Source organism: Pseudomonas sp. 910_23 (assembly GCF_052850795.1).
Window position 1 is genome coordinate 89,315 of record NZ_VXCZ01000005.1, and the last position, 25,935, is coordinate 115,249.

The 25,935-nt window shown below is 59.6% G+C and carries 18 protein-coding genes; 9 read left to right on the top strand and 9 right to left on the bottom strand.

All coding sequences use genetic code 11. From position 1 onward, the window contains the following. Positions 1–223: 223 nt before the first annotated feature. Positions 224–1,624, bottom strand: coding sequence for a transglycosylase SLT domain-containing protein (locus tag FW800_RS07645; RefSeq protein WP_216091547.1), 1,401 nt, complete (start codon positions 1,622–1,624; stop codon positions 224–226). Between the two features lie 98 nt (positions 1,625–1,722). Continuing rightward, positions 1,723–2,490, bottom strand: coding sequence for a hydroxyacylglutathione hydrolase (gene gloB, locus FW800_RS07650; protein ID WP_446437336.1), 768 nt, complete (start codon positions 2,488–2,490; stop codon positions 1,723–1,725). 65 nt (positions 2,491–2,555) lie between these two features. On the opposite strand from gloB, the gene FW800_RS07655 reads away from it, so the two are divergent. The 5 genes from FW800_RS07655 (at position 2,556) to FW800_RS07675 (ending at position 7,721) form a co-directional block, all read left to right on the top strand. Then, a complete protein-coding gene (locus FW800_RS07655) occupies positions 2,556–3,314 on the top strand; it encodes a class I SAM-dependent methyltransferase (protein WP_248136386.1) in 759 nt (252 codons plus the stop codon). Between the two features lie 85 nt (positions 3,315–3,399). Next, positions 3,400–3,852: a ribonuclease HI gene (rnhA, locus tag FW800_RS07660; RefSeq protein WP_003173571.1), complete on the top strand. Its 453-nt coding sequence runs from the start codon at positions 3,400–3,402 to the stop codon at positions 3,850–3,852. An 84-nt stretch (positions 3,853–3,936) separates the two neighbouring features. Beyond that, positions 3,937–4,677, top strand: a complete 741-nt coding sequence (gene dnaQ / locus FW800_RS07665) for a DNA polymerase III subunit epsilon (RefSeq protein ID WP_164699548.1) — start codon at positions 3,937–3,939, stop codon at positions 4,675–4,677. A gap of 195 nt (positions 4,678–4,872) precedes the next feature. Continuing rightward, complete coding sequence (locus FW800_RS07670; RefSeq protein WP_446437337.1) at positions 4,873–7,128, top strand: Orn/Lys/Arg family decarboxylase; 2,256 nt, start codon at positions 4,873–4,875, stop codon at positions 7,126–7,128. Positions 7,129–7,151: 23 nt separating this feature from the next. Beyond that, complete coding sequence (locus tag FW800_RS07675; RefSeq protein WP_446437428.1) at positions 7,152–7,721, top strand: GNAT family N-acetyltransferase; 570 nt, start codon at positions 7,152–7,154, stop codon at positions 7,719–7,721. 8 nt (positions 7,722–7,729) lie between these two features. Here the strand turns inward: FW800_RS07675 and FW800_RS07680 are convergent, their stop codons facing one another. Continuing rightward, positions 7,730–8,638, bottom strand: coding sequence for a LysR substrate-binding domain-containing protein (locus tag FW800_RS07680; protein ID WP_078821516.1), 909 nt, complete (start codon positions 8,636–8,638; stop codon positions 7,730–7,732). Positions 8,639–8,821: 183 nt separating this feature from the next. On the opposite strand from FW800_RS07680, the gene FW800_RS07685 reads away from it, so the two are divergent. Continuing rightward, a complete protein-coding gene (locus FW800_RS07685) occupies positions 8,822–9,160 on the top strand; it encodes a hypothetical protein (protein WP_248089867.1) in 339 nt (112 codons plus the stop codon). Between the two features lie 62 nt (positions 9,161–9,222). On the opposite strand, the gene FW800_RS07690 is transcribed toward FW800_RS07685, so the two are convergent. After that, the gene (locus FW800_RS07690) at positions 9,223–9,462 is read right to left on the bottom strand and encodes a hypothetical protein (RefSeq protein ID WP_446437338.1); all 240 of its coding nucleotides are present in this window, start codon (positions 9,460–9,462) and stop codon (positions 9,223–9,225) included. 227 nt (positions 9,463–9,689) lie between these two features. Here FW800_RS07690 and FW800_RS07695 point away from each other — a divergent pair, with 227 nt between their 5' ends. Further along, positions 9,690–10,247, top strand: coding sequence for an NADPH-dependent FMN reductase (locus FW800_RS07695; protein ID WP_446437339.1), 558 nt, complete (start codon positions 9,690–9,692; stop codon positions 10,245–10,247). Between the two features lie 51 nt (positions 10,248–10,298). On the opposite strand, the gene poxB is transcribed toward FW800_RS07695, so the two are convergent. The 3 genes from poxB to FW800_RS07710 form a co-directional block, all read right to left on the bottom strand. Beyond that, a complete protein-coding gene (gene poxB / locus FW800_RS07700) occupies positions 10,299–12,023 on the bottom strand; it encodes a ubiquinone-dependent pyruvate dehydrogenase (RefSeq protein WP_446437340.1) in 1,725 nt (574 codons plus the stop codon). Positions 12,024–12,341: 318 nt separating this feature from the next. Then, positions 12,342–12,836, bottom strand: coding sequence for a DUF934 domain-containing protein (locus FW800_RS07705; protein WP_103734335.1), 495 nt, complete (start codon positions 12,834–12,836; stop codon positions 12,342–12,344). Further along, complete coding sequence (locus FW800_RS07710) at positions 12,820–14,478, bottom strand: nitrite/sulfite reductase (RefSeq protein WP_032875965.1); 1,659 nt, start codon at positions 14,476–14,478, stop codon at positions 12,820–12,822. The genes FW800_RS07705 and FW800_RS07710 overlap by 17 nt, the downstream gene beginning before the upstream one ends. 424 nt (positions 14,479–14,902) lie before the next feature. Here FW800_RS07710 and FW800_RS07715 point away from each other — a divergent pair, with 424 nt between their 5' ends. Further along, positions 14,903–15,970 (top strand): ABC transporter substrate-binding protein, encoded by a 1,068-nt coding sequence (locus tag FW800_RS07715; protein WP_446437341.1) that lies wholly within the window; start codon positions 14,903–14,905, stop codon positions 15,968–15,970. On the opposite strand, the gene FW800_RS07720 is transcribed toward FW800_RS07715, so the two are convergent. Both FW800_RS07720 and FW800_RS07725 read right to left on the bottom strand, forming a co-directional pair. Then, entirely contained in the window at positions 15,967–16,185 is a 219-nt protein-coding gene (locus FW800_RS07720; RefSeq protein WP_032875959.1) for a DUF2970 domain-containing protein, read from the bottom strand. The genes FW800_RS07715 and FW800_RS07720 overlap by 4 nt on opposite strands. A gap of 114 nt (positions 16,186–16,299) precedes the next feature. Beyond that, entirely contained in the window at positions 16,300–21,141 is a 4,842-nt protein-coding gene (locus tag FW800_RS07725) for a dermonecrotic toxin domain-containing protein (RefSeq protein ID WP_446437342.1), read from the bottom strand. Positions 21,142–21,320: 179 nt separating this feature from the next. Here FW800_RS07725 and FW800_RS07730 point away from each other — a divergent pair, with 179 nt between their 5' ends. Further along, a complete protein-coding gene (locus tag FW800_RS07730; RefSeq protein ID WP_446437343.1) occupies positions 21,321–25,931 on the top strand; it encodes a dermonecrotic toxin domain-containing protein in 4,611 nt (1,536 codons plus the stop codon). Positions 25,932–25,935: the final 4 nt, after the last annotated feature.

Below are 25,935 nucleotides of genomic sequence, written 5' to 3' on the forward strand. Positions count from 1 at the left end.
CAGAGATCCGATCCAGGCGGCTTGGGCTTTATGATCGGTACAGTAACAGCTTGTTCCGGTTGGAAAAAGCCAGTTAGGGCGATGGCGATCCAATGTGGGAGGGGCGGTGCGACGACTCGACTTGCTCCCGATAGCGGCATGTCAGCCAATACATAGGCTGACTGACCCACTGCTATCGGGAGCAAGCCCCCTCCCACATTAGCCTCCGGTGTTCTTGAGGGCTTTATCTTGGCCCGGAAACCACCAGCATCTGCCCTGGCTTTAACGCCTGGCCGGTGCGCGGGTTCCAACGCTTGAGATGTTGCATCTCAACGTTGAAACGCTTGGCGACCATGTACAACGAGTCGCCTTTCTTGACCTTGTACTGCACCGGTTTTTTCGCTGCGGCCTTGCGGGTGTCCTGCATCACCAGGGTCTGGCCGACCTTGAGTGCCTGGCCGTTGAGCTTGTTCCAGCGTTGCAGGTCATGCACGTCGACCTTGTTGGCCTTGGCGATCAAGGTAAGGTTATCGCCACTGCGCACCTTGTAGCTGCGGGTACGTCCGGCCACCGACTTGGTCTCGACTTCGTCGAACACCGGCTTCTTGGGGCGCATGCTCAGCAATTCTTCCGGCTTCATCGTCGAAAGGGTGCTGGTGAGCAGCTGCGCCTTGGAGGTCGGCACCAGCAAATGCTGGGGGCCGTCCAGGGTGGTGCGTTGTTTCAGGGCCGGGTTGAGCTGGAACAGTTCGTCTTCGTCGATTTCGGCCAACGCGGCAACCCGTGACAGGTCCATGCTTTGCTTGACTTCAACCACTTCGAAGTACGGCGTGTTGGCAATCGGGTTCAGGTTGACGCCGTAGGCCTCTGGCGCCAGAACCACCTGGGACAGGGCCAGGAACTTGGGCACATAGTCCTTGGTTTCCTGGGGCAGGGGCAGGTTCCAGTAATCGGTAGGCAGGCCGAGCTTTTCGTTGCGCTCGATCGCCCGGCTGACCGTACCTTCGCCGGCGTTATAAGCCGCCAATGCCAGCAGCCAGTCGCCGTTGAACATGTCATGCAGACGTGTCAGATAGTCCAGGGCGGCGGTGGTGGAGGCGGTAATGTCGCGGCGGCCGTCGTAGGCACGGGTCTGGCGCAGGTTGAAGTAGCGCCCGGTGGAGGGAATGAACTGCCACAAGCCGACCGCATCGCTGCGCGAATAAGCCATCGGGTTGTAGGCACTTTCAATCACTGGCAGCAGGGCCAGCTCCAGAGGCATGTTGCGTTCTTCAAGGCGTTCGACGATGTAATGAATGTAGAGGCTGCCGCGTTCACCGGCGTTCTCCAGAAAGGACGGGTTGCTGGCGAACCACAGACGCTGTTGCTCGATGCGTGGGTTGACGCCGACACCGTCCTGCAATTGAAAGCCCCGACGCATGCGTTCCCAGACATCCTGGGGTACTTCGGGGCTGGGCTTCTCTGATAGCCAAATAGGTTTTTGCTTGATCTTGGCAGCAAGATTGGGTTTGGGTTGCACGGTGGATTGTGCAGCGTAATTGGTCGATTGGCAGCCCGCCAGAGTTGCGGAAACGGCCACCGCCACGGCTTGAGCCAGGCGGGTCAATGCGTCTGAAGAAATGGATTTACGAATAGATGACGACATTGGCTGGAAGTAAGTTCCGGGCAAAAATGTCGGGCGATTCTAGAAAGCGCTTTGGTTCCGGTCAACCATTCAGAAATTACGTATCAGATTGCATCCTCTTAGAACTTATCTTTCCAAGCCCTCAAGCTAGCAAACACCTCGGCCCCAGAGCGGTTGTCGCGGCCATTCCGTTCGTCCGCTTTTTGTTTAACGGATGTTTCAGCGGTGCGCAAAAAGGGATTCGTGAGTTTTTCCAGCGCCAGGCTCGAAGGCAGCGTGATCTCGCCACGGGCGCGAAGTTGGGCAACATTTTCCACCCGTTCGGCGATATCGATGTTGTCCGGTTCAACAGCCTGGGCAAACTTGAGGTTGCTTTGTGTGTATTCATGGGTGCAGTACACAAGTGTATCGGCAGGCAGGGTGGCCAGGCGCTGCAGGGAAGCATGCATCTGCTCAGGCGTGCCCTCGAACAGGCGGCCGCAACCGGCAGCGAACAGCGTATCGCCACACAACAACACGCCCTGATGGTAAAAAGCGATATGCCCCAGCGTGTGCCCCGGCACGGCGTACACGTCGAAGTCCCAGCCCAGCACGTTGATGCGGTCATTGTCGTGCAGGGCTACATCTCGCGCCGGAATCTTTTCATTGGCCGGGCCGTAGACCTTGGCGCCGGTAATATTTTTCAGTTGCTCGACACCGCCCACATGATCATGGTGATGGTGGGTGACCAGAATGTCGCTGAGGGTCCACTCGGTGTTCTGCTTGAGCCAGGCCAGCACCGGCGCGGCATCGCCGGGGTCGACCACGGCGCAGCGCAGGGTGGAAGGGTCTTGTAACAACCAGATGTAGTTGTCGGTGAAGGCGGGTAGGGCACTGATCTGTATCATTCTTCGATTCGCCAAGCTGAACACATTGGTGCATCTTAGAACGTCTAGGCGAGTTGGAGAATGCAATGACTGATAAAGCGTTCGCCCAGGCCGATCCTGAGTGGCTGGCCCTGATCAGCGCGGCCCGCGAATGGTTGTCCGGGCCGATTGGACAATTTCTGCTGGACGAAGAGCGGCGTATGCTCGACGACGAGCTGGGCCGGTTCTTTGGCGGCTATCTGGTGCATTACGGCCCCTCGGCCCAGACGCCGCCTTCGGCGCCCCAGGTGCAACGCAATGTTCGCCTGGGCGCGCCGCTGCCGGGGGTGGAAATCGTCTGTGAGGAACAGGCCTGGCCCTTGAGCGAGCACGCCGCTGATGTGGTGGTGCTGCAGCATGGCCTGGATTTCTGCCTGTCGCCCCATGGGTTGCTGCGCGAAGCCGCGAGCAGCGTGCGCCCAGGTGGCCATTTGCTGATTGTCGGTATCAACCCCTGGAGCAGTTGGGGCTTGCGCCGTGTATTCGCCCATGATGGCCTGCGTCAGGCGCGCTGCATCTCGCCATCGCGGGTGGGAGACTGGCTGAACCTGCTGGGCTTTGCGCTGGAGAAACGTCGCTTCGGGTGCTATCGTCCGCCGCTTGCGACAGCCAAGTGGCAGGGCCGCCTGGCCGGCTGGGAACGCCGTGCGGGTGCCTGGCAATTATCCGGCGGCGGCTTCTATCTACTGGTAGCGCGCAAGATCGTGGTCGGGTTGCGGCCGGTGCGCCAGGTTGCGCGCCAGCCCATTGGCAAGCTCGTGCCGATGCCGATGGCCAAGGTCAACCGCAAGCAAAGCGAACGCTGAACCCTTTTTTGATTTCAGGCCGGTTTGTCCGGCCTCGGGATACTGTCGGTCGATTACCGCCAGCCCGTTTTGATGGATACAACCGATGACCGATAGCGTAGAACTCTTCACCGATGGCGCCTGCAAGGGCAACCCCGGCCCCGGCGGTTGGGGCGCCTTGCTGGTGTGCAAGGGCGTGGAGAAGGAACTGTGGGGCGGTGAAGCCAATACCACCAATAACCGCATGGAGCTGATGGGCGCTATTCGTGGCCTGGAAGAGCTCAAGCGGCGCTGCAACGTCTTGCTGGTGACCGACTCGCAATACGTGATGAAGGGCATCAACGAGTGGATGGTCAACTGGAAGAAGCGCGGTTGGAAGACGGCGGCCAAGGAGCCGGTCAAGAATGCTGACTTGTGGCAGTTGCTCGACGAGCAATGCAACCGTCACGACATCACCTGGAAATGGGTGCGTGGGCACATCGGCCACCCTGGCAACGAACGCGCCGACCAGTTGGCCAATCGTGGCGTGGATGAAGTGCGCGGCTACAAGCAGAGCTGAATCAGCTCACGTGTTAACATCGCGCCCTTTGATTCACCACATCACATTGCACACCACACCGTTGAGAGCTGAACCCTGATGGCCATCCGATCTGTTGTACTCGATACCGAAACCACCGGCATGCCGGTGACCGATGGTCACCGGATCATCGAAATCGGTTGCGTCGAACTGATGGGGCGCCGCCTGACCGGCCGCCACTTCCACGTTTACCTGCAACCGGACCGTGACAGTGACGAAGGCGCGATCGGCGTCCACGGCATCACCGATGAATTCCTCAAGGGCAAGCCACGCTTTGCCGAAGTCGCTGATGAGTTCTTCGAGTTCATCAACGGCGCCCAGTTGATCATCCATAACGCGGCGTTCGACATCGGCTTCATCAACAACGAATTTGCCCTGATGGGGCAGACGGACCGTGCGGACATTTCCCAGCACTGCACGATCCTCGATACCTTGATGATGGCCCGTGAGCGTCACCCGGGCCAACGCAACAGCCTGGATGCCTTGTGCAAGCGTTATGGTGTCGATAACTCCGGCCGTGAACTGCACGGCGCCTTGCTCGACTCCGAGATCCTGGCCGACGTTTACCTGACCATGACCGGCGGGCAAACCAGCCTGTCCCTGGCTGGTAATGCCTCTGATGGCAGCGGCTCGGCAGAAGGCTCCGGCAATCGCCCTTCGGAAATCCGCCGCCTGCCGGCCGATCGCAAGCCTACGCCGATCATCCGCGCCAGCGAGCAGGACCTGGCCGAGCACGTGGCGCGGTTGGAAGCGATTGCCAAGGCGGCGGGTGCGCCGGCGTTGTGGACTCAACTTACGCAACAGTAGTTGCGGCAGGTACTGTGGCGAGGGAGCAAGCTCCCTCGCCACAAGGGGCCTATTGCCTGCACCCTCTCCATAGCTGACTGGCAGTGAGGCAAGCGCGCTTCCACATGTGATCACCACTGCCAACAAAATCTTCATTCGCCACATTCGCTTCCAGCTTCTACCCTGAGTGCAAAGCCCTCCGGAGTAAGAGCGCTCATGTACAAAGACCTCAAGTTCCCTATTCTTATCGTGCACCGTGACATCAAGGCCGACACCGTTGCCGGTGACCGGGTTCGAGGCATCGCCAGGGAGTTGGAACAAGAGGGCTTCAGTATATTTTCTGCGGTGGACTACGCCGAAGGGCGGTTGGTGGCTTCCACCCATCACGGTTTGGCGTGCATGTTGATCGCAGCAGAAGGCGCCGGGGAAAATACCCACCTGCTGCAAAACATGGTCGAGCTGATCCGCCTGGCGCGGGTGAGGGCACCCAACCTGCCGATCTTTGCCCTGGGTGAGCAAGTCACCCTGGAAAACGCGCCGGCCGATGCGATGAGCGAGCTTAACCAGCTACGCGGCATTCTTTATCTGTTCGAAGACACCGTGCCGTTCCTGGCGCGCCAGGTCGCCCGCTCTGCACGCACTTACCTGGACGGCCTGTTACCGCCGTTCTTCAAGGCCTTGGTGCAGCACACCGCCGATTCCAATTACTCCTGGCACACCCCTGGCCATGGCGGTGGCGTGGCGTATCGTAAAAGCCCGGTGGGGCAGGCGTTTCACCAGTTCTTCGGGGAGAACACCCTGCGCTCGGACTTGTCTGTTTCCGTCCCTGAACTGGGCTCGCTGCTCGATCATACCGGGCCCCTGGCCGAAGCCGAGGCCCGCGCCGCGCGCAACTTTGGCGCCGACCATACGTTCTTCGTCATCAATGGCACCTCCACCGCCAACAAGATCGTCTGGCATTCCATGGTCGGTCGCGACGACCTGGTGTTGGTGGACCGCAACTGCCACAAGTCAGTGCTGCACTCGATCATCATGACCGGCGCTATCCCGCTGTACCTGTGCCCGGAGCGCAACGAACTGGGGATCATCGGCCCGATCCCCCTGAGCGAATTCAGCCCCGAGTCAATCCGCGCCAAGATCGACGCCAGCCCGTTGGCATATGGCCGGCCACCCAAGGTGAAGCTGGCGGTGGTGACCAATTCCACCTACGACGGCCTGTGCTACAACGCCGAACTGATCAAGCAGCAATTGGGTAATAGCGTAGAGGTGCTGCACTTCGATGAAGCCTGGTATGCCTATGCGGCATTTCACGAGTTTTTCGCCGGGCGCTATGGCATGGGCACCTCGCGCACACCAGACAGCCCGCTGGTATTTACCACCCACTCCACCCACAAACTGCTGGCCGCATTCAGCCAGGCATCGATGATTCATGTGCAGGATGGCGGCGCACGGCAGCTGGACCGTGACCGTTTCAACGAAGCCTTCATGATGCACATCTCGACTTCACCGCAATACAGCATCATCGCTTCGCTGGATGTCGCTTCGGCGATGATGGAAGGCCCCGCCGGGCGCTCGCTGTTGCAGGAAATGTTCGACGAGGCCCTGAGTTTCCGCCGCGCGCTGGCCAATCTGCGCCAGCATATTGCTGCCGAGGATTGGTGGTTTTCGATCTGGCAGCCACAATCGGTGGCGGGTATCGACCGCGTTGCCACGGCGGACTGGCTATTGCATCCCCTGGATGATTGGCACGGCTTTGGCGATGTGGCTGAAGATTATGTCTTGCTGGACCCGATCAAAGTCACCCTGGTGATGCCTGGCCTCAATGCAGGTGGCGCCTTGAGCGATTGTGGGATTCCCGCCGCGGTGGTCAGCAAGTTTCTCTGGGAGCGCGGCCTGGTGGTGGAAAAAACCGGGCTTTATTCGTTCCTCGTGTTGTTTTCCATGGGGATCACCAAAGGCAAGTGGAGCACCTTGCTCACCGAGTTGCTGGAGTTCAAGCGCAGTTACGATGCCAACGTCAGCCTGGCCAGTTGCTTGCCCTCGGTATACGCCCAGGGGCCGGTACGTTATCAGGGCTTGGGCCTGCGCGATCTTTGCGACCAGTTGCACAGCTGTTACCGTAGCAACGCCACCGCCAAGCATCTCAAGCGCATGTACACGGTATTGCCGCAGATCGCGATGAAACCCGCCGATGCCTACGACCAACTGGTCAGAGGCGAAGTTGAAGCGGTATCCATCGATGCCTTGCCAGGACGCATCGCAGCCGTAATGCTGGTGCCTTATCCACCGGGCATTCCATTGATAATGCCCGGCGAGCGCTTTACCGAATCAACGCGTTCAATCATCGACTACCTGGCATTTGCCCGCACGTTCGATAGCAGTTTCCCCGGTTTTGTCGCCGATGTTCATGGGCTGCAACACGAAGATGACGGCAGTGGCCGTCGTTACACCGTCGATTGCATCAAGGGTTAAGAATGTTTATGCAGCAAGCTGTGATGAACCCGAAGTACCCAGGGCTCAGTGTGCGCGTCGCCGACGAAGGTTTTGATGCCTATGTATGGGGCAATGACTTCAGTTTCGAGGTTAGCGCCTATGGCGTACCGCAGATGGGCCAGCGCGTCGAGCAATGGCCGGTTGAGCGCGTCCTGCCGTATCGCAAATGCTATGGCATCGACCCGGAAGAGTTCGCCAGCTTTCGCGATGCCGCCGACAGTGCGATCTTCATGGCCTACCTGGATGACCGTGCGGTAGGGCACATTGTGGTCAGCACCAACTGGAATGGTTTTGCGCATGTTGATGAGTTGGCCGTGGTGTTGCCGGCGCGACGCCATGGCGTGGCCAAGGCGCTGCTGGATGTGGCGCAGTTCTGGGCCCGCAAGAAAAACCTGCCGGGCATGATGCTGGAAACCCAGAACAATAATCTGGGTGCCTGCCGCCTGTATGAGCGCTGCGGGTACGTGATGGGCGGGATAGACCAACTGCGTTATCGCGGGATTGATCCACAAACCCGCGAGGTGGCGATTTTCTGGTATCGGTTGTTCAAGACCGAGGTGGAAGCAGTCTGAACTCGCTTCTACAAGGGTTTGGTGTCGTTGCAAGCCAGGCTTTCGGCTTTCTGGGTGACTATTTCCAGCAGCGCATTCAAGGCCGGTGACGTCGCACCGTCCTTCAGGGTCAGTGCATAGAGGCTGACCAGTATGGGGGGCGACACCGGGCATACATCCAGCCCGGCCTCCCTTGCACCAAAGGCGGTAAAGGGGTCGACAATCGCCAAGCCTTCTCCGGCCTCGACCATGCTGCGCATCATCTGGTACGTCTGCACCCGCGTTTGCACCACCGGCAGCGGGCGCAGGGCTTGCAGCTTGGCATCCAGCAGGCGGCTGAGCGGGTCATGCCCCTCAAGCCCGATCAGCGACTGCCCGGCCAGGTCTTGCAGTGCAATGTACTTCTGCCTGGGTTTGAGCCAGCCATGGGGCGCGAGCAATTGCAGCTTGCCCTGGGCCAGCACCGTGCTTTGGATTTGCGCATGTTCCGGGTCATGCAGGCTCAGGCCCACATCCGCTTCGTGCAGCAGCAGGCTCCTGACGATCTCCCGGGTCGGCTGGCTCGACAGATTGCACGGCGTATCCTGGAAACGTCTGCGCAGCATGGCGATGCTTTGCGGCAACAGCTGGTTGGCCAGGGGCGGGGTGCAAAGGGCACGCAGGGTTGGAGCGTGATGGTGTTTCAAACGGCTGGCCAATCGCTGTACTGGCTCAAAGGCTTCGTACAGTTGGGCAATGTGCGTCTGCAACTCCAGCGTTTCCCGTGTTGCCTGGAGCCGACCGCGCACGCTGGCAAACAGCATGAACCCCAGCTGCAACTCGGCGTCTTTCAGGATTGCGTCTACTTCACCCACAGAGAGTTGCAACCATTCGGCGGCCGTGCCCAGGTGTCCGGTTTGCAAGATGGCCTGAATCACTTCGATATGACGTAAACGCATGGCCGGAGTCTATGTGCAGCGCGATGGGTATTCAATGGTGCAAGCCCTCAGGCGCAAAAAAGACTGCGCGGGTCGCCCCGGCCTATGGCGCTCGGCCATGACCTCATTAGAATGGTGTGTCTGATCAGTAACGACCAATGCCGGCTTGCCGGTACTTACAACAAAAAACAGGTCTGGTCTCAAATGCCTCTACCCTCGACGTTCTTCGGGGTGACGGCCAAGCAACTCGTGGTTCTTGTGACCGTGGGATGCGTGGCGGCTTACCTCTTCAACGACCCCACGCAACACCCATCCGAAGGCCTTGCACTTGAAACGTTCATCCGTTCCCAGGAAAAAGTGAACGAGCAGGTCGGCACCGTGTTGGCGGTTACCTTGATCAAGCAAGTGGAGGCGTACCCCGCGTCCAACCGGTCGGGCTACAAGCGCTCGATGTACGCGGTGGAGGGGGAGAGAGGGCAACTGGTGGTGACGCTCAAACAAAGTGAGCAGGGCATCGAAGTGACGCAGATCCGCAGTCCTTGATGGCCCCGGCCCAGTCAACGCCATCGATGGCCAGGACTGAGCGGGTGTACAAACGGGGACCCTTATGATGCCAGGGTAGTTTTCGATTCGCGGACGAGAATGGTCCCCGACTGGATCAGTTTGAATTCATCGCCTTCCAGTTTCTCTACACGGTCGCCAATGGCCAGCTTGTAGGTGGTGGTGGTGGGCGTCGAGCCAGCCAGGTCGCCTTGCGCCGGGTTGGATTCCTGGAACTCATGCACCGAATATACGCGGCCTTCCGCGTCTCTGGCATGGAACTGTCCGACTAGTACTGCTGCCATCTGTTTAGAACCTCTGGAGATAAACGCTCGATTTGCGGTTCTGTAGACCGTCAGGGAGCGGGGTAGTTTACCTATAAGAAAAAAATACTATTCGCTGATATTTTCAGACACTTCCTACGCAGATTACTGCAAGGAAAACGCCCCGGTAATCATCGAAACCCTCTGGTGAACACGCCGCTAAGCCTTTATAACTACAAGCTCCTTTATTCAGAAGTCGGGAAACCTCAATGAGCAAGGTCTACACGATTGCCGTCCTGGTGGGCAGCTTGAGAAAAGCGTCGATCAACCGCAAGGTCGCCCTGGCCTTGGCCGAGCTGGCGCCTGCCAATCTCAAGTTGAACATTGTTGAAATCGGCGACTTGCCGCTCTACAACGAGGACATCGACGGTGCAACACCGCCCGCAGCCTACAGTACTTTCCGCCAACAGGTGAGTTCATCCGACGCGGTGCTGTTCGTGACCCCGGAATACAACCGCTCCGTACCGGCAGCGTTGAAGAACGCTATCGACGTAGGTTCCCGTCCATATGGGCAAAGCGCCTGGGGCGGCAAGCCTGGTGCGATCATCAGTGTGTCGCCGGGTGCCATTGGTGGTTTCGGCGCCAATCACCACCTGCGCCAGTCACTGGTGTTCCTGGATGTGTGGTGCATGCAGCAGCCGGAAGCTTACCTGGGTGGGGCGGGCAGTGTGTTCGATGAGGCGGGCAAGGTGTCGGAAAAGACCAAACCATTCTTGCAAGCATTTATCGATGCCTACGGCAAATGGGTGGAAAAACAGAAGGCTTGATCGGGCAATGCGCTCAGGTGTGGGAGGAGCAAGCCCCTCCCACCTTTTCGTTTAACGCAGCCAGTTGGTCCGGGCCAGTTCAATCACCTCATCCCCGCGCCCACTCATCACCGCTTTGAGCATATACAAGCTGAACCCTTTGGCCTGTTCCAGCTTGATACTTGGCGGCATCACCAGTTCCTGAGTGGCGGTCACCACGTCTACCAGCACCGGGCCATCATGGGCCAATGCGCGGCGCAAAGCCGGCTCGAGGTCTTCGGATTGCTCCACGCGAATCCCCAGGATGCCCATGGCATTGGACATGGCCGCGAAGTCCGGGTTTTTCAACTCGGTGCCAGTGTCCAGGTACCCGGCAGCCTTCATTTCCATGGCCACAAACCCCAGGGACGAGTTATTGAACACAATGAGTTTGACCGGCAGATTCAACTGCGCCAGTGAAATGAAATCCCCCATCAACATGGTAAACCCGCCATCGCCCGACATTGAAACCACCTGGCGCCCAGGGAATGCCGCCTGGGCGCCGATGGCCTGGGGCATGGCGTTGGCCATAGAGCCATGATTGAACGAGCCGATCAGCCGGCGTTTGCCATTCATCTTCAAATAACGCGCCGCCCACACCGTGGGTGAGCCGACGTCGGCGGTGAAGATCGCATCATCGTCGGCCAACTCGCTGAGCAAGCGTGCGACGTACTGGGGGTGGATCGGTCGATTCGCCTTGGAGGGTTGCGCCAAGTCATCCAGCCCCTGACGGGCCTTCTCGTAGTGCTTCAACGAGGTCTCAAGAAAGCTGCGATCGGTCTTGCGGGTCAGGCGCGGCAGCAGGGCATCGATGGTCTCCCTGACATCGGCGGCGATGCCCAGATCCAGCGTGGCGCGTCGTCCCAGGGCTTGCGGGTCGCGATCAACCTGAATGATCTTGGCATCGGTGGGGTAGAACTGGCGGTAGGGGAAGTCGGTGCCGAGCATGATCAAAGTGTCGCAGTCGAGCATGGCGTGGTAACCGGAACTGAAACCGATCAGGCCGGTCATGCCCACGTCAAACGGGTTATCCCACTCCACATGTTCCTTGCCGCGCAACGCGTGCACCACCGGCGCGCCGAGCGCATCGGCCAGCGCTACGACTTGGTCGTGGGCACCGGCACAGCCGCTGCCGCACAGCAGGGTGACCTTTTCACTGCCCTGAAGGATCTCGCTGAGGCGTTGCAAGTCCTGCTCAGCCGGTAAGGTGCGCGGTGCGTGCAGGGCTGGCCAGGGCTTGAGTTTATCTTCCACTTCAAGCAACGACACATCCCCCGGAATCACCACCACCGCTACGCCGCGGTTGAGGATTGCCGCGCGCATGGCACGGTGCAGCACCTGGGGCATCTGCTCGGGGTTGCTCACCAGCTCGATGAAATGGCTGCACTCCTTGAACAGTTCCTGGGGATGGGTTTCCTGGAAATAGTTGAGGCCGATCTCTGACGACGGAATTTGCGCAGCAATCGCCAGCACCGGCACATGGTTGCGATGGCAGTCGAACAAACCATTGATCAAATGCAGGTTGCCCGGCCCGCAACTGCCGGCACACACCGTCAACTCCCCCGTGGCGGCGGCTTCGGCACCGGCGGCAAAGGCGGCGACTTCTTCGTGGCGCACATGCATCCACTCGATACTGTCCATGCTGCGCAGTGCGTCGGTCAGGCCATTGAGACTGTCACCGGTCAGGCCCCAGATGCGCTTGATACCCGCCTGTTCAAGGGTGGTCGCCAGTTGCTGGGCCAGGTTGATTTTCGCCATAAGGAACTCCAGTCGTCAGTGAGGTTAAAAACTGCTGATCAGTAGAGGACAGTTCGATTACGGCGAATGCTCACCCTATAGTGTGAAGATTGCTTCATGGCCACGCGGTATTGGCGGGGGCGCCGGGGGGTGAACCACTGGTCACGTACCAGCGCAATGCACGGGGCGACGTTGGCCTTGGTCTGCCCACCCAAATTTGCAGAGCCAAGCAGAACCAAATGTGGGAGGGGGCTTGCTCCCGATAGCGGTGGATCAGGCAACGAATCTGTTGACTGGTACTCCGTTATCGGGGGCAAGCCCCCTCCCACATTTTGATACTCAGCGTCGACGGAACAGCGGCAGCGGCTCGTCAGTGGCCGCCTGATAGGTCACCGAAAAGTCCTTGAGACTTTCCAGCGCTTCGTACGGGTCTTTGTCGGCGCGCAAGGCGAAGGCATCGAACCCGCAGCGGTGCAGGTAGAACAACTGGTCACGCAGCACATCGCCAATCGCCCGCAGTTCGCCCTTGTAGCCATAACGGTCACGTAGCAGGCGGGCGTTCGAGTAGTTGCGGCCATCGGTGAACGCCGGGAAGTTCAGGGCGATGACCTGGAAGTGTTCCACGTCGGCGCCGATTTCCTCGGCTTCTTCATCGGCGTCCAGCCACACGCCCAGGCCGCCATCGCGGGCCTTGAGGGCGTGGCCGTGTTCGCGCCACAGGGCCAGCGGCACGATCAGGTCGTCGCAGTTGGAGATGCCGTCGAAGCTCGCGTCCTTGGGCAGCAGGTGCCAGGTTTCGTCGACGACTTCGTTGTTCTTAATGATTCGCTGCATAGACGCGCTCCTTGAACAGGTCGATGCCAATGCGCTGGTAGGTGTCGATGAAACGTTCATCTTCGGTGCGCTGTTCGATGTAGACGTCGATCAGCTTGCCGATCACCTCGGGCATGGCTTCCTGGGCGAAGGATGGGCCGAGGATCTTGCCCAGGCTCGCATCGCGGCTGGCGCTGCCACCCAGGGACACTTGGTAGAATTCTTCGCCTTTCTTGTCCACGCCCAGGATGCCGATGTGGCCGACGTGGTGGTGACCACAGGCGTTCATGCAACCGGAGATGTTCAGGTCCAGCTCGCCGATGTCGAACAGGTAGTCCAGATCGTCGAAACGGCGCTGGATGGATTCGGCAATCGGGATCGACTTGGCGTTGGCCAGGGAGCAGAAGTCGCCGCCCGGGCAGCAGATGATGTCGGTCAACAGGCCAATGTTCGGCGTGGCAAAACCGCCTTCGCGCAACTCGCCCCACAGGGTGAACAGTTGGCTCTGCTCGACGTCCGCAAGAATGATGTTCTGCTCGTGGGAGGTACGCAGTTGGCCAAAGCTGTAGCGCTCGGCCAGGTCGGCAACGGCGTCCAGCTGCTTGTCGGTGATATCGCCTGGGGCAACGCCGGTGGGCTTGAGCGACAGGGTCACCGCCACATAGCCTGGCTTCTTGTGCGCCAGGGTGTTGCGCGTGCGCCAGCGGGCGAAACCTGGGTGTTGCTGGTCAAGGGCGGCCAGTTCGGCGTCCTGGTTGCTCAGGGCTTTATATTCAGGATCGACAAAATGCTTGGCGACGCGGTGCACTTCGGCTTCGGTCAGGGTGGTCTGGCCGCCGCGCAGGTGTTCCATTTCGGCATCGACTTTCTGGGCAAACACCTCAGGGGTCAGCGCTTTGACCAGGATCTTGATCCGGGCTTTGTACTTGTTGTCACGACGGCCGTAGCGGTTGTAGACCCGCAGGATGGCGTCGAGGTAACTCAGCAGGTCCTGCCACGGCAGGAACTCGTTGATGAACGCGCCGACCACCGGGGTACGGCCCAATCCACCACCCACCAGCACGCGGAAACCCAGCTCACCGGCAGCGTTGTACACCGGCTCCAGGCCGATATCGTGCACTTCGATGGCGGCGCGGTCCGAGGTCGAGCCGTTGATGGCGATCTTGAACTTGCGCGGCAGGTAGGCGAACTCAGGGTGGAAGGTAGTCCACTGGCGCACGATCTCGCACCACGGCCGTGGGTCGATCAACTCGTCGGCAGCGACGCCGGCAAACTGATCGGTGGTCACGTTGCGCAGGCAGTTACCGCTGGTCTGAATGGCGTGCATTTGCACAGTGGCCAGTTCAGCCAGGATGTCCGGCACGTCTTCCAGGGCCGGCCAGTTGAACTGCACATTCTGGCGGGTACTGATGTGGGCATAGCCTTTGTCGAAGTCGCGGGCAATCCTGGCCATCATTCGCGTCTGGCGCGAAGTCAGCTGGCCATAGGGCACGGCGACCCGCAGCATCGGCGCAAAGCGCTGAACATAAAGGCCATTTTGCAGGCGCAGAGGGCGGAACTCTTCTTCGCTCAGTTCACCTGCTAAGTAGCGTCGGGTCTGATCACGGAACTGCTTGACGCGGTCCTCGATGATGCGCTGATCGTATTCGTCGTATACGTACATATAGGTCCTGTTCTCGGCAAATCTGCGCGCACGGCCGCGCACTCCCAACGGAGCCGGCGCACGATACCAGTTTGCGTATATGCGCAAAAGTGATGTTTGGGTATATGTAAATAACCAAACTGACTAATGAGAACTGTTATCGCCATACCCACATTTGTCATAGGGGCAACTCTGGTCTTTACTGTGGTCGAGTCTTAGTGCCGTCACCTATAAAACTGACAAGAGGCGATGCAATGAGCAATTCCACCAAAGTCCGTAAACCTGACAGTACCGTGGATGCTTGGGCCATTCTGTTCCTGATCATCTTGGTGGTCGGGACGGCCGTGTTCTGGGTCAGCCACCAGTAAAAGAGCGTTGACTGAGCCTCGATTTGCTGTCGCATTGCCACTATTATGGCGATCAATATTCCAGGCTCGAAACAACCATGTTGAAGGTTCTGATTACGTGTATGTGGTTAGCAGGATCGACGTACGGGGCGATGGCCCGGGCGGCGTCGGTGGTTTTTCTTAACCCAGGCTCGTCCACGGAAACCTTTTGGGTCAGTTATGCGCAATTCATGCAGGCCGCCGCCAAGGACCTCGGCCTGGATTTGCGCGTGCGCTATTCCGAGCGGAACGCCGATAACACCCTGGCACAAGCCCGTGAGACGCTGCAGGGCAGTCAGCGGCCCGACTATCTGGTGCTGGTCAATGAGCAATATGTAGCCCCGCCGATCTTGCGCATGGCCCGGGGCAGTGGGGTCAAGCTGCTGATTGTGAATAACGCACTGACCAGCGATCAGGTGCAATTGCTGGATGCTCATAAAGACGCTGAGTGGATCGGCAGCCTGGTGGCCGACGATGAGCAGGCCGGTTACCTGATGCTCATCGACCTGCTAGGCAACCATGCCCCGCTCGCGCAAGGGGCATCCCTTGAGCTGTTGGCGTTTTCCGGAGCCAAGAACACCCCGGCTGCGCAGTTGCGTGAAAAAGGTTTGCGCCGTGCGTTGGCCGAGCACCCCCAAGTGCGTCTGCGTCAGCTTGTCTACGGTGAGTGGAACCGCCAGCGTGCCTTTGAGCAGGCCACACTGTTATTCAAACGCTACCCGCAGGCCGCATTGGTGTGGTCGGCCAATGATGAAATGGCACTGGGTGCCATGCAGGCCCTGCAAGACAGCGGGCGGGTGCCGGGTAAAGACGTGTTGTTCAGTGCGCTCAATAGCTCGCCAGAAATCCTCAGGGCACGCTTGGATGGGCGCCTGAGTACCTTGGTGGCAGGGCACTTCACTTTGGGCGGATGGGCGATGGTGTTGATCAATGACCATGCCAAGGGTATCGATATCGGCGCGACCGGCACGCGCGACCGTCAACAAGCATTGTTCCAACTGATCGATGCCGACCAGGCGCGACAGTTGCAGGCGTCGACGCCGTCGGTGGATTTTCGCGCACTGTCGGCCGTAGGCAAGCCGGCATCCTACCGGTACCCGTTCAGCCTGCAATTACTGCTGCGTTAAACCCCGGCCAAGTGCAGCACAAGCTTGACGATGCCGAACAACGTCAAGGCAAATACCGCCGTGAAAAGCAGGCCCAGGATCACAAAGTGGCTGGGCTTGCCGTGGGTAAAGTCACGGGTGCGGTTCTTGCCGCTCTGAACACCAAAGGCCGCTGCCAGGACGCTGTGGAGCATTTGCCAGAAGGTTGGCGGCTTGTTGTTGGCTGGATCGTTCATAAAACCCTCGTGCGCAAGGTTGTCCTACAGAGCATAGACAATTGGGCAGCACGCGGCTGGCTTGTATCAGCCCTCTGAACCCTGCTTCTTGATCGTTCCCACGAGTGGAAACGATCAAGAACGACCGTACACCTCCAGGTTCAGGAACAGCTTCTGATCCAGCGGCGCATCGATCCGGGCGTCATCCAGATAGATCACGACGCGGTTATTGGCCTTGTCCCGCTCCATCAGTTGCTTGCGCGTAAACAGGCGTTCTGCTGGGGTCTTCAGGTGGCCGTAATTAGGCGGTGAGACGGGCGAGTCGACGGAGGTGTAATGGAAGTGTGCGTACCAAAGGTTAGCTTCCTCCCACTTTATTCCTGGTTTGATTTTACGTTTGTCCCGTATGACATATTCGGTGAGAAAGTCACCGGCCTTCAGTGGGATGCGTTTTTTCACCAGGTTGATATCGACAAAACCATGCGTGTGTAAATAGTCGATCCTGGAGGCTTTGGGGCGCTGTAGCAGATACCCTTCGGCGCACACCTGGTGAGCCTGTTCAGAGGCAGCCTTTGCCGCGTCATCGTAGCGCTTGCGCAGGGCCGCGGCTTCTTCGCCAGTCGCGCTCTCAAGCTCCTTGGCCAATGCTGAAAATTTTGCCGCATGTTGACTCAGCATCTCTTCCCAATCCCTGGGGTTGACTGTCTCGCGTTGACTGGGTTCCTGGAGTTTGCGCTGTTGGAAGCGAATGCGTGCATCGATGTCTGTTCGCTCGTGTGTGATGGCTTCTGCATCGGCCCTGATTCTTCTCAATGACCGAACCGCAGGCGCGGGTATTTTTGTCGGCACACTGGCGGGCTCGACGACTTTCCAAACACCTTCGCTGGCGTGTTCGTGGTAAGACGCGACGATTGCCCCGGTGAGTGGCTCCGTAATATCGACATAATTGCCCGGCTCATTGGGCTGATGTGCGCGCAAGTCACCCACCAGGCTCTTCTTGTCTGCGGTTTTGATCACCCGTCGGGTGGCGGATTTTTGTCGTTTGGTTTTGTCGAGAGCCGGCCTGGGGACAATCTTTTCTTCAACGAGGATCAAGTTTGCCAGTTGCGCCTCGAGGCCCGAACGTGCCTCATCCAGGTGTTTCAGGTATGACTCGCGATAAGCCTCCCGCACGAAGCCGGAGTTCATGTCGTGCAACGAATTAACCGCACTCTCCAGTTGTTCATAGCGCTCAAGGGCCCCCTTGAGGACATCGATTTGCTCCACCGTCGAGTAGCCTGAGGTGGTGCGCATTTCTGTATGTGCGAGCACAATACTTGCGAGTTGGGGGTCGGTGAGGACACGGATGAACGGAAATTCCATCACCCTCACTGGGCGATGGGTGCGATTGAACACCAAATCAGTGAACACCAGCATTGCATGCTGTTTGATCGCCACTGAGGAGATGTCTTGGTCGGAAGGATTTCCTTCCAACAGTAATGGGCGCAGTGCAGGGTCGGCTTGTTTGAGGAAGGTCTCGATCTGTTCTGCCGGCTCGATCATTTGATTGAGGGCCGCTACTTGGCGCGTTTTGGTGTTGATGTACTCATCGTAGGCATGGGTGATGTTTTCCGGTAATTCTCGATTGGCGCGCTCACCGAGCTCGTCGGAGTTTTCGCCGTTGTCGCTTACCAGAGTGTCGGCCATTTTTTGCGCCAGACACGCAAAGACCGAACTCCAGTAGCTATAGATGATTCTTGTGGCCTTATCTCGTGTTTGCCTGCGTGTGGAATCTGTGCGGTCGGCTTGCATCAGTTCATCGGCCTTGGCTTCGATTCGTTGCATCAAAGGGATCAATGTCTGGCCGTTTTGCTGGAAGTTGTCGAGTGCTGTTTCCCACTGGGCCCTGGCATGTGCAGTATCGACTCGTCTGGCCGCGTGGCGCCTGGCGACCTGGGCGTGAAGCTGCTGGATGCTGGCTGAGGTGCCGAGGAGTAGCCAGTCCTTTCTCAGAAGTGTTGCCTGGTCGGCCAGATGGGCGCGGGTGGTATTCAAGGTGGACTCAAGCACAGTGGTAGAGATCAATTCTGAATTCATCTCTATCAAGAGCGCGTCAAACGCTTGTGTTAACACGCGTATACGCTCGTCACGTGTTGACTTCCACTTACTGAGACTCTCTCTGGGCATGCCACCCTCCAGTCTGGCACACCGGTCCAGCCGCCAATGCCCTTGCCCGTCGCTGACCAGCTTGAAGCCGGGATGCTGGGGATGGTCCGGATGCACCAGGTAGACCTCGTTGAAACCCGGCACCACGTTCGCCTGAAACAACAACCCGCCGATGCTGGCGTGCCACTTGCCGTCAATCCAGTACAGCCCTTTGAGAACACCGTGTGGTAGAGGGGACGGTAGCGGGGTGGGCCACGGCACCTGCACATCGAGCAGCGCCTTGAGCAACTTCGCGCCGGCTTGAGGGCTGGCAATCGAGTGGCCGAAGTCCAGGGCCGTGTGACCGGTCGCCGGCGGTTCCCCGGGCAGCGAAACTGGGCCATGGCGCACTATCGGCGCTTCTTGCGCAGGTGGCAGTCCCGCCGAGCGGTGCCACGTTTCCAGGTGCAGGGCATGCTCCTGCGCGGAGTGCTCTGACAACGGCTGTGGAGACCGATCGGAAGGGGCGGTGGCGTGCAGCAGTACCATGGCGGTGTTGAGCAACAGATCGATCAGTGCCAGCTCACGGGTGGTGGGATCGTTGCTGTCCAGGCCGGCCAGATCCTGCTCCAGGCTGCTGACCAGCACCATGAACCAACCAGCCAGCATGGCCGGGCCCTGTACCAGCGGTAACAGCAGGGTATTGAACAGCAGCCACGCGCCTTCCATCACGACGGCCCAACGGCTTTCGTGGTTGGACACCGACTCGCGGTCCGCCAGGTCGACCAAGGCCCGTGCCGTGCTGCCGAACAGATGATTGAGCAGTTGACCGTTGACTTGCGATTGCAGCCATTCGCCCGCGCCTTCATCGACGGCGAGCGTCGCAGGGGCTGGCTTTTCAGGGATGCTGAATTCATCCCCGGGCAGGAAACGAATGATGTGCGGTTCCTTGATGCCGCCATGGTCATAGATGGGGCGGGCCTTGTCGCTCAGCCACGCCAGCACCGTGTCTTGCAACGCACCGGGTGCGGCCAGTGCGTCGAGCAGGGCCTGGCGGGTCGGGTATTCATGCAGGGCCTCGGCATACAGCGGCTGGTACAGCAGGTGCGGGCCGACACTCGTATCACGCGGCTCGATAATGAACGCGTTGTTGACTTCATCCGGTGCGGCCCCGGGTTTGCGGCACAGGGCCAATGGGCGCAGGACAATCTCCTGTTCGTCGACGATTCGGTCCGAGGGCATTTCACCCATCAACGCTTTGACGTAGCGATAACCGGTGACGGTGACGCCATGCTGCCCGCGAATCTTGTATTCCAGTGCCTGCATCGGCAGCTTGACCTTGAGTTCGCGGGTAAACAGGGTTTCCCGGCGGCGTGCGTCAACCGTGTCGGACAACAAGGTGTCTTTGATTGTTTGTGGATAGGTGGCGCCGATATCGACACGCTGGATCAGCCCGGTACTGCCCAGCAGGTAGTCTTCGTCCAGCCAGGTCGGCAGCGCCTGGGAGCCTTTGGCTGAGAGCGTCAGTGTGCCTTTAGGTTTGCCGGCCAGGTTTTTCAGCGCCAACTCCGTCAGCGACATGCGCACATGCTCGATAATACCGGCACCGCCTGGATAACCGGCGGCCACGGCAAAGTCCAGCACCACTTCGTCAGGGTCGCAGTCGCCATGATCGGCTTGCATCTGCTTGCGCAGCGCGGCGCGGCTGAAACCGTAGATGTTTTCAATGCCCTCGTTGAACGAGCGGCCCTGGTTACGTTGCAGCACCTGCGCCATGTCCTGTACGTGGCGATGGTAGGCAAAGCGGTCGGCGGCGCTGGCCTGGGCGAGCCACTGCGGCAGTTGCTCATTGACCATCTGCAAGGTCGGCTCAGCGGCTGTCGGCACCTGGGTAAACAGCAGCGCCGGATCGGTGAGTTTTTCCAGACGTCGTTCAAGCGTTCTTTCGTCCTGGCCTTGAAACTTCAATGTCGCCAGGTCTTCCAGTTGCTGATTGAGGATCAGGCCGGCCTGTTGCTCGAACACATTGCCGTCCGGTTCGTTGCGCCGCCACGTAAGGCTGTCGAACTGGAAGCGCGCCTGCATCCTGGCTCCCCAGGCAACACCGAAGTCATCGAGGCCGTCAAACGCCTGGATATCCCCGGCCACGCTGTACAGCAGCACCTGCTTGTCGCGCACCAGCAGCAGGTCGGGGGTTAGCAGGCTGACCTGTTCGCCGGCATGGGTGAATGTGTTCTCAATCAAATAAACATAGGTGGCGGGTGAGGATTGGGGCAGGCGTGCGGCTTGCACCGGCCAGGTAGCGACGACCCTGAGCATGTCCCGCTGGGTCGGGTTCAAGCTCGATTGGCTGGCGGCTATTGCCGTCATCCGGCCGTTGAGAAATTCGCCCAGCCACTGCCAACGGCTGCTGCCATGGCTGTCGGTTTCGCTCCAGTAGTCGGCCAGCGCAGCCTGGAAATACAGGTGAATCGATTCGGGCAGTTCATCAATGATGCTTGCGATTGCCTGCATGTCGATCAGCGGCGCGGCATCAGGCTTGAGGATCGTGGGAATCTGTTGCGTCAGGTAGTACGCCATTCCGTGTTTGGGCCGCAGGTCGAGCAACTGTGGGTTGAGCACATGGGCGATGGCAACTTCCATCAACGACCGATAGGTGTACACACCATCGGGGGGCGGGCTGGCCAGCTTGACCGTAGCCAAGTCCAGCTTGAGCGATGGGTAGCGCTCCAGGATACGGCTGCGCAGGGCGTTGAACACCACGGAATACAAGGCCGGGCGCGTAGCGAAATGCGCATGGATGGCCTGGGCGGGCAGTTGGCTCAGGGTCGTGGGGGTGCTCGGGGTGGGCATGATGAAATCCTTTTACCTGTTTGATAGAAGCGACAGGAAATCGAATGTGGTGACCCCGCAGGCGGTACAGGAATACCACTGCCGGCGCCCCGCCCCGAACGCGCACGACGTCATATATGCACCGCCTGGCCTAGCGGGCGCCGTGATGTGCTGTCAGTCCATTTCAAAGGAGTGACACGATGGACTCTTCATCCCAGCTTTCTTCGCCGGGCGTGCCAACCAACGACGTACCTGAGCCGGTGAAAAAGCTCAACGCCACCCAAAGCCTGCACGGTGACTTCCTGGAGCGCAGCAGTCCTGATTGGCTGATCAGCGCGACGCCGGCCCGCAAGCAGGCGCTCAAGGACGCCAGCACGGTCATGCCAGCGTGGCTCGCGAACGCCACGCCTGAGCAACGCAATGAGGTGACCGGCCGTTTTCTTGCCAACCTCACCACCCAGACGCAACTGGACAAGACGATGGCCTCCTTCCAGGGCATCGACGACTTCGCCCGGCCCTTGCTGCTCACAGCCCTGAAGGATCAGTACCGACTGGACCTCGATGTCGACAAAACCCTGTTGTGCCTGCGCCGCCCGCTGGCGGTGGGGATTGCCGAAGTCGAGGCGGGGGATTTCGAGTTTTTGAAACTGCCCCTGCTGGAAGCGGCCTTGCACAACTTTGAGGCCTACGAGTGCAAGGAGGGCGCTTACCACAAGACCTCCGGGTTCATGCAAGCCACCGGCACCTCCGGCACCTACCACTCGGTGGCGATCAACCTGAAGGTCAGCGAGTTTTTGACGCTGTGTCGAAACCTCAATATCGGCGCCAAATACCAGGCCTACCTGCAATCATTTTTCTACCCCGAAGACGCCAGCGCGCAAGTCACCCTACGTGACCAGTTCATCGCCAATCAGAAGGCCGCCGTCAGGGCCGCCGCCGAGCAGGCACTGTTGACCGGCGATATCGAGCCGGCCGATCACCGCATGCTGCTGTCGGTGATCGAGGGTGAAATTCATCCCTGGATGGGCGACAAGCAGGTCTGGTTCAGGACCCTGGGCCTGATGCGGCTGCGGATGACCGGCTGCATGGTGTTCTCGATCTGCAAGAAATACAGCTACCCGGACGAGCTGATCATCTATGTGCCGCAGGACCCTGAGCATCCGCTCAAGCGCTACCGCTGGCGGCAAATGCAGGCTGAATTCAAGCGCCTGTTCACCGCCCGCGACCCGGCCAAGGCCAATGATCCCTCGCCGACGCCGTACCAGCAGTTTTTCAGTCGCTTCGTGCCCTACGACAAGCGGCCCTACTACTTCAGCCAGTTCACCCAGAAAGCCGCCGACTCACCCACCGACATCTGGCGCTCACCGTGGAAGAAATTGCTGGATTTCACCACGCCGCACTTCATCACCGGCATCAAGGAGTTGCCGCCCGAGGCGCCTGCCAAGCTTGAACCCAACCCCGACCCTTTCCTTGATCCCTCAACGCGCACGCGGCGCGGTAAAGGGATCTGGGCGGCGAACATCGACCCTTGGCAGTACTTCTACGAGCAACACCGCGAGCAGGTAATCGCAGATGCACGGGCCCATGCCGTGCCCACCGCGGACGTGGATGCCAAGGCCCGTGACGCCAAGCTGGCGCACCTGCTGGAAATCGGCATGCTGGGGTTGAACATGGTGTCGATGTTCGTACCGGTGCTGGGCGAGGTCATGATGGGGGTGATGGCCGGGCAGTTGCTCTATGAAACCCTGGAAGGTGCGATTGAATGGGGCGAAGGTGACCGCCAGGCGGCCAAGGCGCACTTGATTGACGTGGCCGAGAACCTGGCACAGATCGCCGTGATGGCCGGTGTGGGGGCGGGCGTCAGTCGCTGGCGAGCGGCCAAGGCCGAGCCGGTGATCGAGGCACTGAGCGAGGTTAAGCGGCCCGATGGCCAGGTACGCTTGTGGAAGCCGAGCCTGAGTGGTTATGAACACCCCGTGACCCTGGACCGCGCCGCCTACCCCAACGCCCAAGGGCAGTATGTGAAAGAGGGCAGGACCTATATCCGCCAAGGCCCTCAGGTTTACGAGCAATACTTTGATGAGTCAATTCAGAAGTGGCGGATCAAGCACCCCACCGACCCCCAGGCCTACCAACCGGTGCTTGAGCACAACGGTCACGGCGCCTGGCGGCATACCCTGGAGCGCCCGCTGGAGTGGGATCGGTTGACGCTGTTGCGGCGCATGGGGCATCAAACCGAGGTATTCACTGACCAGGAGTTGCTCAAGATCGCCGATGTCAGCGGCGTCAGCGACAACACGCTGCGCAAGATGCATATGGACCATACGCTTGCGCCGCCCGAGCTGATTGATACGCTGCGCCTGTTCAAGGCGGATGCAGATGTGTCACGGGTGATCGAGCAACTAGAGGGTACCCGTGATATTGATGACCTGTACCTGTATGCGCTGCCGTTGATCGTTGAAATGCCCGGTTGGCCGCGAGGGCGCGTACTGGAAGTGTTCGAGGGGGCCGGTACCTTCGGCCGGTCGGTCAAGTATGGTGCTCACCGCTCGTTTAAAGGAGGGCGCGCAGCGCTGCCGATCAAGGTGGGGCGCAGCGATATTCTCGGCGGCGAAGTGCCTGCGCGGATTCTATTGGCGTTGGACGATTCAGAGCGGGTGCAGTTGCTCGGCACCGACGGCCCAGGCAGCCTCGACGCGCGCAAGGCGAGGTTCAACCAGCGACTGGCCGACTATGCGCGCCAGCGCAGGCCGGCGATTTTCGACAGTATCTACGGCGGCACCGAGCCGCTGGACAAGCGTATCAGCCTGCTGCAGCACACCTGCCCGGGGCTCAGCAAGGCGGCAGCGCAAACGGTGCTCGACCACGCCCGTGTCGATGAGCTTGAACGGCTAGCCGCCACCGCGCGCGTACCCTTGAACATGCTCGAGGAAGCTCGCTGGTATGCGCGACAAGGACGGTTGGCCCGAGCCTACGCCGGGCTGCGTAGCGAGACGATTGCCGCGGCCGACAGCCGACGGCTGGCGCTGCATGCCCTTCAAACGCTGCCGGGCTGGCCGGATACGTTGCGCCTGGAAGTGCGCAGCACCCACACGCGTGGCACGCTGATCGACAGCATTGGTGCGTCCACCGCGGCGCAGAAAAAATACTTGGTCAAGCACGGCCCCAGCTACCAGGCGTTCGATGAGCGGGGCGAAGCACTCAACAGTCTGGCACCGGAGGGCGACAACTTTTTCGCCTCGCTGATGCATGCCTTGCCCGATGAGGCGCGCCAGAGCCTGGGAGTGCCGCAGGTCAGCCAGCACGCCGTGTTGCAACGCAAACTGATCGAGCAAGCCGATGCGCAGCGTCTGGAGGCCTCGGCGTGGCTGGAGCCGAAAGTGCCCAGGTTCAAGCCGCCGGTGCGCATCAACGACACACTGATAGGTTATCAGGCCAGTGGGCGGGGGCCGAGTGTGAGCCCGCTGCTGGCTCATCAGGTGCGCATAATCTATCCGGATCTGGATGAGGTGCAGATCAATGCGTTTTTCCTTGAGCTGGTACGGGCGGGGAACGATGGCCGAGCAATCGTCAGCAGGTTGAAAGCACTGTTTGAAGAGCGCCAGGCGCTGCATGACGCGCTCAATAATTGGGTCAATCGCTCGTCGGTAGCCAATCGTCAGAGCAATTTCCTCGCCGGGGAAGCGCTCAAGCGTAGCTGGGGCCGTTCTTGGTTGGCCGGGAAAGTGTCGAGTGCCGATGCCTTGGCGTTGACCCTCAATGAACCGTTGCCTTCATTGACGGCGAACTTTTCATACTTGCGTGAATTATCTGTTCTCGGTACGGCCCTGCATGACACCAATATCGATGGGTTTCTGAGCCAGTTTCCCTCTCTTGAAAAACTGACCTTGCGGCCGCCCTATTTCCCAGCCGTGGAAACCACGGATGCCAGCCCGAAGTTGACCCGCGTGCCCCAGGTGTTGGCGCAGTTCACAGGGCTCAAACATTTGGCAGTCAGCTTCGATGCACATCAGTTGACCGCGCAGTTATCGTCGCAATTGACGGCACTGGCCGGCCTTGAACACCTGGAGCTCGGTTATTTCGCCTACGACGGCCACGTCCTCAACGGCCTGGATTTAAGCCCCTTGCAACGCTTGAAACGCTTGAAGATCGTGGCGCCCAACGTGCCAATGCAATGGCCCGCCTATGTGCAGAAACTGCCGCTTCTGGAGCGACTGGATCTGGCCCAGACCGCCATTGCCACGTTGCCTGCCGAGCTCTATAGCGGGTACGAGCGGTTATGGAGCGGGTTATCGCTGGACTGGTCGACGTTCAGCTATGAAGACTTCAAGCCAGCCTATGAGCACGTCAGGAATTATGCGGGGTCGTTCGGGCCACACCTGGCGAACCTGGACGAAATGGTCAGAGGCTTTGCGCGCGGAGAATTGAGCCTGCTGATGGGCGAGGTCCCTGTCGGCCGTCGAATGACGGACGTGGTCATGGGCCTGTGGAACACGCCACAAACGCGGATGAACGCCGTGCAAGCGCTGCGTGAAGAACACCTCGGCATTTTCAAGCCGTTCTACGAACCCTCTTTGGTCCCCGTACTCCGGGTGCGCTGGAGGGACGGGCAGAATGCAAGCATCCTGGCGTTGCTGAAGAAAAGCTGGCGCGGGGCGGTATGCCAACGCTATGGCCTGCCGACCGATATCGATATTTCGATGTTTGAACTGCCGGATCCAAAAATGTCGCCGACCAATCCCCTGGTCGCTGAAAAAATCCGCGAATTGCCGGTGTTGCCGGCCGGTACCTTTTCGCATGTCAAAACGTAAAAGG

What these genes read in the sequence shown, in the direction of transcription:
- FW800_RS07645 (WP_216091547.1), bottom strand. Translation starts at nt 1,624, where the DNA reads ATGTCGTCATCTATTCGTAAATCCATTTCTTCAGACGCATTGACCCGC.
- gloB (WP_446437336.1), bottom strand. Translation starts at nt 2,490, where the DNA reads ATGATACAGATCAGTGCCCTACCCGCCTTCACCGACAACTACATCTGG.
- FW800_RS07655 (WP_248136386.1), top strand. Translation starts at nt 2,556, where the DNA reads ATGACTGATAAAGCGTTCGCCCAGGCCGATCCTGAGTGGCTGGCCCTG.
- rnhA (WP_003173571.1), top strand. Translation starts at nt 3,400, where the DNA reads ATGACCGATAGCGTAGAACTCTTCACCGATGGCGCCTGCAAGGGCAAC.
- FW800_RS07670 (WP_446437337.1), top strand. Translation starts at nt 4,873, where the DNA reads ATGTACAAAGACCTCAAGTTCCCTATTCTTATCGTGCACCGTGACATC.
- FW800_RS07675 (WP_446437428.1), top strand. Translation starts at nt 7,152, where the DNA reads ATGAACCCGAAGTACCCAGGGCTCAGTGTGCGCGTCGCCGACGAAGGT.
- FW800_RS07680 (WP_078821516.1), bottom strand. Translation starts at nt 8,638, where the DNA reads ATGCGTTTACGTCATATCGAAGTGATTCAGGCCATCTTGCAAACCGGA.
- FW800_RS07685 (WP_248089867.1), top strand. Translation starts at nt 8,822, where the DNA reads ATGCCTCTACCCTCGACGTTCTTCGGGGTGACGGCCAAGCAACTCGTG.
- FW800_RS07690 (WP_446437338.1), bottom strand. Translation starts at nt 9,462, where the DNA reads ATGGCAGCAGTACTAGTCGGACAGTTCCATGCCAGAGACGCGGAAGGC.
- FW800_RS07695 (WP_446437339.1), top strand. Translation starts at nt 9,690, where the DNA reads ATGAGCAAGGTCTACACGATTGCCGTCCTGGTGGGCAGCTTGAGAAAA.
- poxB (WP_446437340.1), bottom strand. Translation starts at nt 12,023, where the DNA reads ATGGCGAAAATCAACCTGGCCCAGCAACTGGCGACCACCCTTGAACAG.
- FW800_RS07705 (WP_103734335.1), bottom strand. Translation starts at nt 12,836, where the DNA reads ATGCAGCGAATCATTAAGAACAACGAAGTCGTCGACGAAACCTGGCAC.
- FW800_RS07710 (WP_032875965.1), bottom strand. Translation starts at nt 14,478, where the DNA reads ATGTACGTATACGACGAATACGATCAGCGCATCATCGAGGACCGCGTC.
- FW800_RS07715 (WP_446437341.1), top strand. Translation starts at nt 14,903, where the DNA reads ATGTTGAAGGTTCTGATTACGTGTATGTGGTTAGCAGGATCGACGTAC.
- FW800_RS07720 (WP_032875959.1), bottom strand. Translation starts at nt 16,185, where the DNA reads ATGAACGATCCAGCCAACAACAAGCCGCCAACCTTCTGGCAAATGCTC.
- FW800_RS07725 (WP_446437342.1), bottom strand. Translation starts at nt 21,141, where the DNA reads ATGCCCACCCCGAGCACCCCCACGACCCTGAGCCAACTGCCCGCCCAG.
- FW800_RS07730 (WP_446437343.1), top strand. Translation starts at nt 21,321, where the DNA reads ATGGACTCTTCATCCCAGCTTTCTTCGCCGGGCGTGCCAACCAACGAC.